The following is a 14,145-nucleotide window of genomic DNA, read 5'->3' on the forward strand; positions in this document are numbered from 1 at the left end:
CCCGGATGCTGCCGAGAGAAACCCTCGACACGACCGTCCTGCCACCCGGTGATCGATTCGGGATGTGGCTGGAACTCGTCGCACGCACCTCGACGCCGATGCAGGTCCGGTCCGCCCACAGCGACGACTTCGCCGCCCACGCCAGCTTCATCGACCTCGGCCCGATCCAGCTGGCGCAGTACGAGTACCCGTCCCTGCACGCCGCCCGGACCCGGAAGATGGTCCGTCAGTCGGACCCGGAGCTGTACATCCTCGCCCTCACCACCGGCGGCGTCGGCACCTCCAGCCAGGACGGTCGCCGCAGCGAGATCCTGGCCGGCGAGTTCACCTTCTACAACGCGTCCCTGCCGCACGACCTCGGCCACCACGCGACGGAGCCGGAGCGGGAGCGGGCCACCTCGATCACCACGATGATCCCGCACGCCGCGCTACCCCTGCCGCCGCAGCGGATGGCAGCGCTCTGCGGCGGCCGGATGTCCGGCACTGAGGGGATCGGGGCGCTGCTCGCGCAGTTCCTGATCCAGGTGACCGGGCACCCCGAGCAGTACCATGCCGCCGACGTCAGCCGGCTCGGCGCGGTGGGGCTCGACCTGGCCACCACCATGCTCGGCCGGCACCTCGTCGCCGAGGACGCCGTGCCGACCGAGGTCCGCCGCCGGGCGCTGCTAACCCAGGTGCAGTCGTACATCCACCGCCACCTCGGCGACGCGGCCCTCGGCCCGCAGGTGGTCGCCGACGCCCACCACATCTCGGTGCGGTCCCTGCACCGGTTGTTCGAGGCCGAGGACACCACAGTGGCGTCGTACATCCGGGAGCTGCGGCTGGCCCGGTGCCGGCGCGACCTGGCCGACCCGGCGCTGCGCAACCAGCCGGTGCAGACCGTCGCGGCGCGGTGGGGCTTCTCCGACAAGGCCCACTTCAGCCGGGCTTTCCGGGCCGCGTACGGCACCACGCCGCAGGAACACCGCGACAGCCACTCGGATCTGGCGCGGATCGTCAACCGCCGGGCGTCCACGGTCAACTCGCTGCCGGCAGACTGACACCAACGCGGCCGGCCATCACCTGGTGGGCCGCCAACGGGGGCCGTGGCGAGGCGCCCGCCGCTCGCGCGGCGGGCGGCCGCCCGGTGGCACCCCGCTGAGGCCCGAGGCTCCGGCTCCGTCGCGCTTCCCCCCAGAATCGCCGACGGGGCCGGTCAGGCCCCCTCCAGCAGCTTCAGGACCACCTGCTCCGCCTCCTCGCGAGGCGCCTGCGGATCCACCGACGCCACCACTCCGTCGTGGTAGAGGTCGACCACCCGAGGATCCACGTAGGACGCACGCGCCACCGTCGGCGTGTTGCCCAGCAGCTCCGCCACCGCACGCATCACAGCGACCACCGCCTTGCGCCGGGCGGTCACCGAGCGGGCCGGACCGGCGGTGGCCAACTCGGTGGCCGCGAGCACAGTGGCGTGCCAGGTGCGGAAGTCCTTCGCGGTCATCTCCCCACCGCTGGCGTCGCGCAGGTAGCCGTTGACCTCGTCGCTGCGCACGTCGCGCCACTCCCTGCCGTCCCAGTAGCCGAACAGCCGCTCCGCCCGCCGCCGACGACGGCGCAGATTGGACAGCACCTGGCACAGCTCCGGGTCCTCGATCCGGCGTACCTGCTCGATGCCCCCCTTCGCGGGAAACACGAGCACCACGCAGCCGCCGCGGGACCGGGCATGCTCGGGGCGCAGGGTGGCGACCCCGTAGGTCGGGTCGTCGCCGGCGGCGTACTGGTCGCTGCCGACCCGGAACATCCCCATGTCCAGCAGTCGGGCCACAGTGGCCAGCACCCGGTCCCGGCCCAGTCCGGGCCCGTCCAGGTCGCGCCCCACCCGCTCACGCAGCGCCGGTAGCCGCCGGGCCACCTCCAGCACGCGGTCGAACTTCGCCTCGTCCTGCTTCTCCCGCCACCGCGGGTGGTAGACGTACTGCTTGCGTCCGGCCGCGTCGATCCCGATCGCCTGGATGTGCCCGTTCGGGTGCGGCGCGATCCACACGTCCTGCCAGGCCGGCGGGATGACCAACTCCCGCAGCCGGGCCAGGACGTCCGGATCCCGCACCGGCGCACCGGACGGGTCGACGAAGAGCCAGCCCCGACCGCGCCGACGCCGTCCGTACCCCGGTCGACCCGGGTCGCTACGCCGCAACCGCACCGGAGACCCGCACCACCTTCTCCACCTCGGCCACGGCGGCCAGCACCTCGTCGAGACGCAGAGCCGCCATCGTCGGGTGGCTTCCTACCCCATCCCACCTGGGCCAGTCTCCTTCGCCGGCCCAGAGCACCCGGTGCCGTGGCCGGTCCGGTGGCGGCCCCCAGTGCGCCGGTGGCACCGGCCCGAAGAGGACGACCGACGGGGTGCCGTACCCGGTGGCCAGGTGGGCGACGCCGGTGTCCCCGCTGACCACCAGCCGGGCGTCGGCCACCAGCGCGGCGAGCACGCCGAGGTCGGTCCGGCCGGCCAGCACGGCGTCCGAGCTCAGGCCCGCCGCCTCGGCCACCCGGGCCGCCAGCGCCCGTTCGTCGGCCGAGCCGGTGAGCAGCACCCGGTGCCCCTGGTCGGTCAGTGCCCGGGCCAGACCGGCGAACCGCTCGGCGGGCCACCGCTTGGCCGGGATCTTGCTGCCCGGGTGCAGCACCGTGACACCGCTGGGCAGCCCTGCCGCAGCGGGCCGACGCAGGCTCAGGTCGGCGCGGTCGGCCGGGATGTCGTACCAGGACAGCAGCCGGCACCACCGGTCCACCTCGTGCTCGTCGGCGGCCCAGCGCGGGCCGTCGGCGAAGCCGGCGTCCGGGCTGGCGAAGGCGAGAAGCCGACCGGGCCGCGTGGCCGCGAGCAGCCGGTGCGACTGCGGGCCGCGCCCGTGCAGGTTGACAGCGATCCACGGGGCCGGCCCCGCCCGGAGAGGGCGATCCAGCCCCGCCGTGTCCACCAGCCGGTCGACGCCACCGACCAGGTCGACCAGCGGGGCCAGCCAGCCGGGCGCGGCGAGCGCCAGCTCCCGCGACGGGTACGCGGCCCGCAGCGCCCGCAGCGCGGGCACCGCGGTCACCAGGTCGCCGACGCCGAGGGCGCGCAGCACGAGGATCACGGGTACGACGTCTCCTGCTCGGCGCAGACCACCATCTCGCGCACCGCGCACCCGGGCGGCTGATTGAGCGCGAACATGATCGCGGCGGCGGTGTCGGCGGGCTCGTTGAGGTTCGCGTCCGGCCCCGGCTTGTACTGCGGGTCACGTTCGTCGAAGAACGCGGTGCGCATCCCACCCGGGATGAGCAGGGTGACGCCGACCTGACCGGCCAGCTCGGCGGCGAGGGCTCGGGTGAACCCCACCACGCCGAACTTCGCCGCGCAGTACGCGGTGGCGTCGCTGACCGCCTTGACGCCCAGGGTCGAGGCGACGGTGACGATGCGGCCCCGGGAGGTGACCAGGAACGGCAGCGCGGCCCGGATCACCGCCGCGGTGGCCAGCAGATCGACGGCGACGATCCGGTCCCAGGTCTCCCCCGGCAGGTCGGCGAGTCGGCCCGGCACGTCGGTGCCGGCGGCGGTCACCACGGCGTCCAGGCCACCGGCCTGCTCGGCGAGGTGCCGGGTGGCCACCTCGGCGGCTCGCGTGTCGGCCAGGTCGCATTCGGTCCAGGACACCCCGTCGGCCGGCGGCTGCCGGTCCAGCACGACCGGACGGCCACCGGAGGCGGCCACCGCGGCGACCACAGCGGCGCCGAGGCCGCTGGCGCCCCCGGTGATCAGGACGGTGGGCCCGGCACCGGGCCGCGTGGCGGTCATCGGGTCCGCTCCGCGAGCGTGCGGACGATCAGGTCGGTGGTGGAACGACCGTCCAGATAGGGCACCACGACTGTGTTCCCACCCCAGCGGCGCAGGACCTCCGCCTCCGGCAGTGCGGCGCTGGCGTCCCCACCGCCGGTGGCGTAGTCGCCGCCCTTGACCCAGACGTCGGGGCGTACCCAGGACAGCGCCGCCTGCGGGGTCGGCTCATCGAAGACGAGGACCGCGTCGACGCAGCTCAACGCGGCCAGCAGTCGGCTGCGGTCGTCTTCGGACTGCACCGGCCGGTCCGGCCCCTTCAACCCGGCCACGCTGGCGTCGGAGTTCAGGCAGACGATGAGACAGTCGCCGAGCTGCCGGGCCGCCTCCAGGGTGGCCACGTGCCCGGCGTGCAGCAGGTCGAAGCAACCGCCGGTCGCCACCACCGTGCCACCCGCGGCGCGTACCTCACCCAGGAGCGCGGCGACAGCGGCCACTCCCACCCGGTCGGCCATCGCACCACCCCGTGGTCCCGGCTGGAGTGCCCGCGGCTCCGGCGCACTCCGGCCCCGCACCGCGGGCGTCGACGGAGGCAGCGCCGTGGCCACTCCCCCACCGGCCACGTACGCGGACGCCTCGGCGACCGCCACCTGCACCGCCTCGGAGACCAGCGCACCCTGGGCCAGTGCGACGCTGGCCGCCGCCGCGAACCGGTCGCCGGCACCGCAGGTGTCCCCCTCCGCGCTACCCGGCGTCGGCACCACCAGCGGCGTCGAACCGGCGTGGCAGAGCAGCGCGCCGTCGCCGCCCAGCGTCACCGCTACCGCGCCGGCCCGCCAGCGCCGCCGTAGTCCCTGGGCACCCCGCGACGCGGTGGCCAGTCGGGACGCGCCGGGCAGCGCGGGGACCAGCTCACGCACCTCGGACTCGTTCGGCGTGGCCAGGTGTACGCCGGGCACGGCCGCCGGGCCGCGCGGATGCGGGTCCCACACCACCGGCGCGCGGGTGGCGGCCAACGCGGCACGCAGCGCGGGCTCCCGCGCCACCCCCCGACCGTAGTCGCTGACCAGCACCGCAGACGCCTCGGCGATCACCCGGAGCACCTCGTCGGAGGGCTGACCCGGCTCCCCGGACACGCCGCCCCGGTCGTGGCGCAGCAGCACCCGCCCCCGAGCCCGCAGCCGGATCTTCTCCGGCGTCGCGCCGGAAAGGGCCAGTGGGTACACCTGCACGCCGGCGGCGGCGAGCAGCGCGCTCAGTCGGGCCCCGCCTGCGTCGTCGGCGAGCGCCGTCACCAGCACCACCTCGGCGCCCTGCGCGGCGGCGAACACCGCCGCCAACCCGGCGCCCCCCGGTCGGTCGGTGGCCACCGTCTCGTCGAGCACCGGCACCGGGGAGTCCGGGCAGAGCCGGTTGACCACACCTTCCACGTCCCGGTCGAGCAGGGTGTCCCCGAGCACCACCACCGGTCCCCTCACGCTTGCCTCCTCATCCTCACTCGCCGACCCGCTGTCCGGCTCACGCGTCGACCTGCCGTCCGGGCCCGCCGTCGAGCACCACCTCGACCCCGGTGCGTACCGGCGCGGCAGCCAGCCGACCGGCCGGTGCGGGCTCCCCGGGCACGGGGTGGACGACCGCCGGATCGGCGGCTGCCGCCAGCGCGGCGGGCAACTCCTGTTCGAGGTACTCGCAGAGCAGATGACTGGTCACCAGGTGCAGCTCCTGGACGACCTGGGTGTCCGGGGACGCGACGGCCAGCACGTCGTCGCAGGCCTCGGCGAGCGGATTGGGGGCGACGCCGGTGAGCGCCCAGGTGGTCACCCCGACCTCGCGGGCCGCCCGCGCGGCGGCGACCAGGTTGGGGCTGGTCCCGCTGGTGCTCAGCAACAGCAGGATGTCGCCCGGGCGCCCGTGGGCGCGCACCTGGCGGGCGTACACCTCGGTGTAGCCGTAGTCGTTGGCGATGGCGGTGAGCGCACTCGTCTCGGCGTGCAGCGCGATCGCGGACAGCGGCTGACGGTCGTCGTGCAGCTTGCCGACCAACTCGGCGGTGAGGTGTTGGGCTTCGGCGGCACTGCCGCCGTTGCCGGCCACCAGCAGACGACCCCCGGCGACCAACCGGTGGGCCAGGTCCGCGCCCCAGCGCGCCAGCTGTCGCTCACACCGTCGGTACGGCACCAGTGCCGCGGCGAGGTTCGTCAGATGCGTGTCGAGCAGTGTGCCCGTCGGCATCAGGCCACCACCCGGGTCGGCCGGCGCACGGCGGCCACCTCGCTGTAGACCTCGACCAGCCGCTCGGCGGTGGCCGCCCACGAGTACCGTTCCCGGGCCCGCTCACGCGCCGCCGTCGCGTACGCGAAGCGCCTGATCCGGTCGTCGAGCAACCCCTGTATCGCGGCGGCCAGCGCGTGCGGGTCCCGGGCCGGCACGAGGTCACCCGTCGTCCCGTCGACAACGGTGTCCCGGATGCCGCCCACGGCCGTGCCGACGACCGGCACCCCACAGGCCATCGCCTCCAGCGGAGTCAACCCGAACGGCTCGTACCAGGGCGCGGCGACCAGCAGGTCCGCCGAGCGGTACCAGCGGCCCATCTCCTCCCGGGGCACCGCGCCGACCAGGTGCACCCGGTCGGCCACCCCGCACGACTCCGCGAGTGCCCGCAGCCGGCGGGCGTACGGGTCGGTCTCCAACAGCCCCTCGGGTGGGCCGCCGACGACCACGCACTCGGCGTCCGGCACCAGCTCCATCGCGCGGATCACGGTCTGGAAGCCCTTGCGCTCGACCAGCCGACCCACGGTGAGGATGCGGGCCCGTCCCGGTTCGCGGTCGGCGGCCGGCCCGAGTGGCGCGAAGGTGGCGAGGTTGACCCCGGAGGGCACCACCGTCATCCGGGACCGGGGCACACCCATCCGGACCAGCTCACCCACCTCGTCGCGGCACTGCGCGACGATCCGGTCCACCGAGCGGCCCAGCTCCCGCTCGTAGGAGATCCGGCGGGCCGGGCTGGTGTCCTGCACTCCCTGGTAGCGGCGCTTCACGGTGCCCAACGCGTGGTACGTCTGCACCACCGGCACCCCGGTCTGCCGGCCGGCGGTCAGCGCCGCCAGGCCACTCATCCAGAAGTGCGCGTGGATCACCTCGGGCACCCAGTCGCCGCCGCGCCACCGCTCGATCAGCCAGCGGCTGAACTCCCGCATGTGCGGCAGCAGCGCGTCCTTGGCCACCGGCTCGGCCGGGCCGGCCGGCACGTGCACCACGTCGTACCCGTCCGGGCTGCGGACGGTCACCGGCAGGTCAGGTGCGTCGCGGCGGGTGTAGACCCGCACCTCGTGCCCGGCGGCGGCGAGCGCGGCGGACAGCTCCGCGACGTGCGTGTTCTGGCCGCCGGCATCCTCCCCTCCGAGGACGGCGAGCGGGCTGGCGTGCTCCGAGATCATCGCGATCCGCATACTTCCTCCTCCAGCAGCCGGTCCCAGTCAGCGAGGAAACGGTCGAGGCCGTATCTGTCGCGCGCGGCGGTTCGCGCCGCCGCTCCGGCCTGCCGCGCGGTGTCCGGTTCGGCGATGAACCGGCGGGCGGCGTCGAGCAGGGTGTCGGTCCGGGTGGCGAGCGCCCCCGCCTCCGGGGGCACCGCCATCACCGCCTCGGTGGTGGCGAGCGCGACGACCGGCATGCCGATCGACATCGCCTCGATGAGGCTGAGCCCGAGGGAAGTCCACCGGCACAGGTGCAGGTACGCCCGCCGCCGGGCCAGTTCGGTGTGCATCCGCTCCTGGGGCACGTCGTCGTGGCTGGTCAGCCGGTCCGCGGGCAGCCCGAGGTGGTCGGCCAGGCCGGCGACGCCCATGCCGAACACATCCAGCGGCGCGATCTCGGCGAACTGGGGCAGCAGGTCGGTGCCGGTGACCCGGCCTCGCCGCACCGGCTCGTTGATCACCACGGCGAGCCGGTCCAGCTCCCCGGTGTAGGACGCGGAGGGGGCGACGATGCCGTGGTCGACCACTGTGGTGCGGGTGTCGCCGGTGTCCCAGAAGATCTGGTTGAACCCGGTGACGTGGGCGATGAGCAGGTCGTCGCGGTCGGCCATCGGGTGACGGGTGTTCGGCACGTCGCCCTTGGGGGTGTTGTGCTCGACGTAGATCGCTGGAAGGTCGCGGCCGGGGCGGCGACGGAGCCACTGCTCGGCCCGGTCGATCTCCTCGGGGCGTTGCAGGATGACCAGGTCGACGTCAGCGCTCGGCAGCTCCTCCGGTCTGACCTCGACCGCGCTGTCCGGCCACGGGTAGGTGCGGGCCCGGCCGAGGCCGTACGGGCCGCGGTCGGGTGTGGTGGGAATCAGGTAGCGGTGGCTGCCGTGCACGAACGACGTGGTCCAGGAGCCGTGCACGTGCCAGAGCAGGATGTTCATCGGCCGCCACCACCGCTGGCGGTGAGGGTCCGGAGCGCGTCGACCACGTCGCCCGGGTCGACGCCGCTGAGGCAGGGGTGCCCGGGGACCGGGCAACTGGCCGCCCGCGTGTCCCGGCAGGGCGCGGCGGCGTCGCCGAGCCGGACGGTGGGCACCCGGTAGGGCCCCCACTGACCGAACGGGACGGTCGGCGCGAAGAGACTCACCACCGGCACACCGGCGGCCGCCGCCAGGTGCGCGGGTCCGGTGTTTCCGACCACGACCGCGCTGGCGTCCGCGACGATCGCGGCCAACCCGGCCAGGTCGGTGCGGCCGCCCAGGTCGGTCCCGCCGGCCGCGGCGACCTGGGCGGTGACCGCCCGCTCGTCCGGGCCGCCGGTGACCAGCACCCGGTGCCCGGCGTCGACCAGCGCCCCGGCGATCCGGGTGGCCACGTCGGGCGGGCAGGCCCGGCTCGACGCGGCCGATCCGGGGTGCAGCACCACGTACCCCGGATAGCCCAGGTCGGCCGGGCGTGGTGGAACGGCGTCCCGGCGCAGCCGCAGGACCGGTTCGTCGTCGTCGGGCAGCCGATGGCCGGCGGCGGCCGCCAGGGAAAGGGCACGTTCGGGTTCGGGGACGCCCACCGGCACCCGGTGCCGGATGTCCAGCAGCGAGCCCGGATAGTCGTCGCTGATCGCCGCGATCCGGTTGATCCCCGCCATTCGCAACAGCAGCGCCAGCGGCAGGGCGGACTGGTGGAACGAGGTGAACACCACCGCCTGGTCCGCGCCGACCGCGCCCAACCGCGCGGTCAGGCTCCGCATGGCCTCCGGGTCGACATGCCCCGGCGTGGGGTCGATCCACGGCAGCGGATGTTCGATGATCTCGTCGACGCCGGGCAGAAGGTTGGCGGCGGCCCGACCGCGCGGACCGCACAGCAGCACCACCCGCTGCGCTCCGGCCGCGACGGCGCGGATCGCCGGGCCGGTGACCAGCACGTCACCGGCCGAGTCCGAGCGGACCACCAGCGCCGTCCGTACCGGTTCGGTGGGCGGAGTCGCGGGCTGCACGGCCTGTTGGCGGCGCAGGATCTCCGCCACCGCAGCAGGCAGGTCGTTGGCCACCCACCCGGCGGCTGCGACCTCCTCCGGCCGGGTGACCGGGGTAGGCACCAGCACCCCCGCGGCCCCGGCGGCCATGGCGGCGCCGATGTCCCGGCCGATGTCGCCCACGAGTACGCAGCGGGACGGCGTCGTGCCCAGCTCGCGGGCGGCGGCGTACACCAGGCCCGGCGCCGGCTTTCGGCAGTCACAGCCGTCGGCGTCGTCGTGTGGGCAGACCAACCACGCGTCGAACCGGCCCAGCAGCTCCTCGACGCGGGCGTGCACCGCCCGCATCTGCTCGGCGGTGAAGTAGCTCCGGGCCAGGCCCGACTGGTTCGTGACGACCGCCAGCCGCAGCCCGGACGCGCGCAGCCGGTCCAGGGCCGCCCGCGCGCCCGGCACCGGCCGTACCTTCTCCGGGTCGCCGTTGTACGGCACGTCCTCGATCAGGGTGCCGTCGCGGTCCAGCAGCACCGCGTCGTAGAGCACCGCTCGGGGGCTTGCGACAGATCCGGAACCGGCGCGGTCAGCGGCGGCATACACCTGTGCTGACCTGCGCTGATACGGATCCCCCTGGTCCTGTCGCACAGCCGGCGGGTTCCCTGCGCCCCGAGGAGTAAACGTCGCCGTCGAGGGGGTGGGCCAGCGCCGCCGGCGATGCCCCGGGAAGGCCTTACCCGCCGCCCCGGAGAAGCTAACCCCGCCGGTCGTTAGCCCGTACGTGGCGTGGGTATGAAAGCCCAGTGGCGATTGTGGAGAAAGTGATCGACGCTCCCCCGCAGCAGGTGTTCGACGTGCTCGCCGACGGGTGGACGTACAGCGACTGGGTGGTGGGCACCGCACACATGCGGGACGTGGACGACGCCTGGCCCCGGGTGGGCAGCCAACTGCATCACCGGGCCGGGCCATGGCCGGTCTCGTTGCAGGACGCGTCGACGGTGCTGGTCTGTGAACCGCCGCACCGGCTCGTGCTCAAGGCCGGTCTCTGGCCGGCGGGCGAGGCGATCGTGGCCTTCACCCTGGAACCGGTCGGCGACGGCGCCACCCGGGTGCGTCTCGGGGAGGATTTCGCGGCCGGACCGCTCCGCTGGGTCCACAACAAGATCAACGATCTCGTCCTGCACCGGCGTAACCGGGAGACCCTGGCCCGACTCTCCGACATCGCCACCCGACAGAAGGGGTGACAGTGACACGGACCGTGGTGGTGACCGGCGCGAGCGCCGGCGTCGGCCGGGCCGTGGCCCACGCGTACGCGGCCCGCGGCGCCCGGCTGGCGCTGCTGGCTCGGGGCGAGGCGGGTCTGGTCGCCGCCGAGCGGGAGTGCCGACTGCGCGGCGCGACGGACGTGCGCGTGTACCGGGTCGACGTGGCCGACGCGGGCGCGGTGCAGCAGGCCGCCGACGACGTGGTGCACCACTGGGGCGGCATCGACGTGTGGGTCAACAACGCGATGGCGTCGGTGTTCGCGCCGGCCTGGGAGATTCCGGCGCGCGAGTTCCGTCGGGTCACCGAGGTCACCTACCTGGGCACCGTGCACGGCACCCTCGCCGCGCTGCGGCACATGCGGGCGCACGGGCGGGGCACGATCGTCCAGGTGGGATCGGCGTTGGCCTACCGGGGGATCCCGCTCCAGGCGGCGTACTGCGCCAGCAAGCACGCCGTCCAGGGGTTCAACGACTCGCTGCGCGCCGAGCTGCTGCACGACTGCCCGGGGGTGAAGTTGTCGATGGTGCAGCTACCCGCGGTCAACACGCCGCAGTTCTCCTGGGTCCGCACCCGGCTGCCCCGGCATCCGCAGCCGGTGCCGCCGATCTTCACTCCGGAGTTGGCCGCCCGCGCCATCGTCTGGGCCGCCGACCGCGGCACCAGGGAGCTGAACGTGGGTGGCCCGACCTGGCAGGTGCGGGTGGCCGACGCCCTGTTCCCCGGCCTGCTGGACCGGAAGCTGGCCCGCGACGGCTACGACAGCCAGCAGACCGGCGAGAAGATCGATCCGGCGACCTGGCGGGACAATCTGGATCACCCGGGCGATGCGGACACGGACCGGGGCACGGCGGGCGTGTTCCGTGAACAGGCGCGAGACCGCTCCGCGGCACTCTGGGTCGGCACGCACAAACCGGCGCTCTCCGGTGTGGCGCTCGCCGTCGCGGCGCTCGCACTCACCGTTGTCGCTCGCCGTCGGAGCTGACCACCACAAGCCTCTGACCAGGGGTTAGACGCCCACGCACGGTGGGCGGCGGAGGCCCGCAACACCCGGAAGGGGTGCCTCCCTCCGACCGAATGCGGGAACTAGATACCCTTTCCATGACCCTTGTCCGCAAACCGAGGATGACCGACATGATCAAGCCGGTGCAGTTGCCGTCGCCGTGGCGGGACGCACGCCTGACCGTCGTCGTGCCCACCTACAACGAGGCGGGCAACCTTCCGACGCTGGTCGAGCGACTGCTCGCGCTGCCGCTGCCAGGGCTGCGCATCCTCGTCGCCGACGACAACTCCCCCGACGGCACCGGGGAGGTGGCCGACAAGTTGGCCATCGAGAACCCCGACCGGATCGAGGTCGTGCACCGTGCCGGCAAGGAGGGCCTCGGCCGGGCGTACGTGGACGGGATGACCCGCGCGATCGAGGGCGGCGCCGAGTACGTGGCGCAGATGGACGCGGACCTCTCCCACCCGCCTGAGGCGCTGCCGGGGATGCTTGGCGCGCTGCTCTCCACCCAGGCCAGCGTGGTGATCGGTTCCCGCTACGTGCCCGGCGGCGAGCTGGACGAGAACTGGCCGCTCTACCGCAGGGCGCTCAGCGGCTGGGCCAACCTCTACGTGCACACCCTGCTGCGGGTACGCATCCGGGACCTCACGGCCGGGTTCAAGATCTGGCGGGCCGAAGCCCTGCGCGACATCGACCTGGAGCGGGTGCAGTCCAACGGCTACAGCTTCCAGGTGGAGATGCACTACCTCGCCACCAAGCTGGGGCACACCATCCTGGAGGTGCCGATCCGCTTCGAGGAGCGGCGCGACGGCGTCTCCAAGATGACCACCGCGACCAAGGTGGAGAGCGCCCTGATGCCCTTCCGCCTCCGCAGCAAACACCGCAACATCACCCGCTAAAAACCCAGCCCCAGCCCGGTCGATCATGGAGTTGTGGTGCCCGCTTAGAACCCGGGCAGGTGCTTTGTCACCCACCACAACTCCATGATCGACGGCGGCGGGCGGTTCCGGGGTCTGGTACCCGGGGTGACGGGTGGCGTTTAGGTGGGGTAGATGGCGCGGTGGGCGGTGGTGATGGCTGCGGCGTACGCGCGGCCGGTGAGCGCTCGGTCGCGGGCCAGGGCCGCCCGGGCGGCGTTCGCGCCGGGCGCGCCGTGCACACCGCCGCCGGGGTGCGCCGACGCGCTGGCCAGGAAGAGCCGGTCCACCGGGGTGTCCGCCCGGCCCAGGCCGGGGATCGGGCGCAGGAAGAGCTGCTGGTACGCGGCGGCGGTACCGCCGCCGAGCGTGCCACCGACCAGGCTCGGGTTGTCCTTCTCCAGATCGGCCGGCCCGGCCACGTGTCGGCCCACGATCAGGCTGCGGAAACCCGGGGCCGCCGCCTCCAGCACGTCCTCCATCCGCTGCACGTGCCCGGCGACCTCCTCGGCCCGCCAGTTCCGCCGGAACGGCAGGTGGGTGTACGACCACAGCGACTCGGTGCCCGGCGGGGAGTGGCTGGGGTCTGCCACCGACATCTGCCCGACCAGCAGGAACGGGTCGCGGGGCAGCTCGCCACGGGCCAACTCGCTGGCGTAGTGGGTGAGCCCGTTCAGGTCCGCGCCGAGGTGAACGGTGCCGGAGCCGGCCACCTGCCGGTTCGTCCAGGGCACCGGCGCGGAGAGCGCCCAGTCCACCTTCAGCGTGGAGCCGTCCCACCGGAAGTGCGCCAGGTCCTCCACCAGCCGGGACGGCAGCGCCGCGGCGCCGACCAGGTCGAGGTAGAGCGCCGGCGCCGGCACGTCTGCGAGCACGGCCCGCCGGGCCCGCCACAGCGCGCCGCCGACGGTGCGGACCCCCATCGCCCGGCCTCGGGCGGTGAGCACCCGGTCGACCGGAGCGCCGTAGAGGATCGCCCCGCCACGCGCCTGTAGCCGATCCACCAGCGCGTTGGTGATCTGCTGCGCGCCGCCGTCGGGCACCGGCCAGCCAATCTGCTGGCCGAGCATGGCCAGCAGCCAGCCGTACACCCCGGAGCCGGCCTCCTCCGGGGACAGGTCGGTGTGCAGGGCACAGCCGGCCAGCAGGGCCGGCCCGCCGGGACCGTCGAAGAGTTCGTCGCCAAGTTTGCGGACCGGTACGACGAGCCGGCGCGCGAGTCGCAGCGCGCCGGCGACGCGCAGCCGACGCAGGAGGCCCAGCCCGCCGCGTACCGGCGGGAACGGCGAGGTGATCGCCTCCAGCATCGGCTCGGCCACGTCGAGCCAGTCGGTGTACGCGTTGAGCCAGCGCTTACCGTCCCCGGGGGCGAACTGCTCCAGCGACGCGGCGGTGACATCCGGATCCCGATTGATCACCGCGGCTCGACCGTCGGGCAGCAGGTGCGCCAGCACGTCCGGCGAGTGTCGCCAGGACAGCCCGTGTCGACCCAGGTCCAGGCCGCCCAGCACCGGCGAGGCGTACCCGAGGGGGTAGAACGAGCTGTAGAGGTCGCTGAGGTAGCCGGGCGCGGTGACCTCGGCGGAGCGGACCGCGCCGCCGGGCACCGCGGTCGCCTCCAGCACCACCACGTCCCAGCCGGCGTCGGCCAGCAGGTTGGCCGCCACCAGGCCGTTGTGCCCGGCCCCGACGATGACGGCGTCCGCGCTCGGCGCGGTGGTGGTTGTCATCGGATC

13 protein-coding genes are annotated in these 14,145 nt (G+C 74.1%); 4 read left to right on the forward strand and 9 right to left on the reverse strand.

The genetic code is table 11. The features are described 5' to 3' along the window. Nucleotides 1-5 precede the first annotated feature (5 nt). Nucleotides 6-1,040: a helix-turn-helix domain-containing protein gene (locus AB0B68_RS27370; protein ID WP_357263678.1), complete on the forward strand. Its 1,035-nt coding sequence runs from the start codon at nt 6-8 to the stop codon at nt 1,038-1,040. Nucleotides 1,041-1,195: 155 nt separating this feature from the next. Here AB0B68_RS27370 and AB0B68_RS27375 read toward each other — a convergent pair whose 3' ends face one another. From AB0B68_RS27375 to AB0B68_RS27410, 8 genes are read right to left on the reverse strand one after another with little or no spacing between them, the layout of a single operon-like run. After that, nucleotides 1,196-2,179 (reverse strand): DNA topoisomerase IB, encoded by a 984-nt coding sequence (locus AB0B68_RS27375; protein ID WP_357204367.1) that lies wholly within the window; start codon nt 2,177-2,179, stop codon nt 1,196-1,198. Next, nucleotides 2,163-3,116, reverse strand: a complete 954-nt coding sequence (locus AB0B68_RS27380) for a glycosyltransferase family 9 protein (protein WP_357263681.1) — start codon at nt 3,114-3,116, stop codon at nt 2,163-2,165. The genes AB0B68_RS27375 and AB0B68_RS27380 overlap by 17 nt, the downstream gene beginning before the upstream one ends. Further along, nucleotides 3,113-3,814 carry an SDR family oxidoreductase gene (locus AB0B68_RS27385; protein WP_357204372.1) on the reverse strand — a complete coding sequence of 234 codons (702 nt, stop codon included), beginning with the start codon at nt 3,812-3,814 and terminating at the stop codon, nt 3,113-3,115. Before AB0B68_RS27385 ends, AB0B68_RS27380 begins: the two co-directional genes overlap by 4 nt. Beyond that, nucleotides 3,811-5,271, reverse strand: coding sequence for a PfkB family carbohydrate kinase (locus AB0B68_RS27390; RefSeq protein WP_357263684.1), 1,461 nt, complete (start codon nt 5,269-5,271; stop codon nt 3,811-3,813). The genes AB0B68_RS27385 and AB0B68_RS27390 overlap by 4 nt, the downstream gene beginning before the upstream one ends. Before the next feature lie 40 nt (nt 5,272-5,311). Next, nucleotides 5,312-6,028, reverse strand: coding sequence for an SIS domain-containing protein (locus AB0B68_RS27395; protein ID WP_357263724.1), 717 nt, complete (start codon nt 6,026-6,028; stop codon nt 5,312-5,314). Then, entirely contained in the window at nt 6,025-7,242 is a 1,218-nt protein-coding gene (locus tag AB0B68_RS27400; RefSeq protein WP_357204376.1) for a glycosyltransferase, read from the reverse strand. The genes AB0B68_RS27395 and AB0B68_RS27400 overlap by 4 nt, the downstream gene beginning before the upstream one ends. Further along, a complete protein-coding gene (locus AB0B68_RS27405) occupies nt 7,227-8,201 on the reverse strand; it encodes a glycosyltransferase (protein ID WP_357204378.1) in 975 nt (324 codons plus the stop codon). Before AB0B68_RS27405 ends, AB0B68_RS27400 begins: the two co-directional genes overlap by 16 nt. Further along, the gene (locus AB0B68_RS27410) at nt 8,198-9,874 is read right to left on the reverse strand and encodes an HAD-IIIA family hydrolase (protein WP_357263687.1); all 1,677 of its coding nucleotides are present in this window, start codon (nt 9,872-9,874) and stop codon (nt 8,198-8,200) included. The genes AB0B68_RS27405 and AB0B68_RS27410 overlap by 4 nt, the downstream gene beginning before the upstream one ends. A gap of 155 nt (nt 9,875-10,029) precedes the next feature. On the opposite strand from AB0B68_RS27410, the gene AB0B68_RS27415 reads away from it, so the two are divergent. The 3 genes from AB0B68_RS27415 (at nt 10,030) to AB0B68_RS27425 (ending at nt 12,391) form a co-directional block, all read left to right on the forward strand. After that, on the forward strand, nt 10,030-10,470 hold the full coding sequence (locus AB0B68_RS27415) for an SRPBCC family protein (protein WP_355007227.1): 441 nt from the start codon (nt 10,030-10,032) through the stop codon (nt 10,468-10,470). Between the two features lie 2 nt (nt 10,471-10,472). Then, complete coding sequence (locus AB0B68_RS27420; RefSeq protein ID WP_357204383.1) at nt 10,473-11,474, forward strand: SDR family oxidoreductase; 1,002 nt, start codon at nt 10,473-10,475, stop codon at nt 11,472-11,474. 149 nt (nt 11,475-11,623) lie between these two features. After that, the gene (locus AB0B68_RS27425) at nt 11,624-12,391 is read left to right on the forward strand and encodes a polyprenol monophosphomannose synthase (protein WP_355007225.1); all 768 of its coding nucleotides are present in this window, start codon (nt 11,624-11,626) and stop codon (nt 12,389-12,391) included. Nucleotides 12,392-12,531: 140 nt separating this feature from the next. Here AB0B68_RS27425 and AB0B68_RS27430 read toward each other — a convergent pair whose 3' ends face one another. Further along, nucleotides 12,532-14,139, reverse strand: a complete 1,608-nt coding sequence (locus AB0B68_RS27430; protein WP_357263690.1) for an NAD(P)/FAD-dependent oxidoreductase — start codon at nt 14,137-14,139, stop codon at nt 12,532-12,534. Nucleotides 14,140-14,145 lie beyond the last annotated feature (6 nt).

Origin of the sequence: Micromonospora sp. NPDC049049 (assembly GCF_040649115.1) — a bacterium.
GTDB lineage: Bacteria > Actinomycetota > Actinomycetes > Mycobacteriales > Micromonosporaceae > Micromonospora.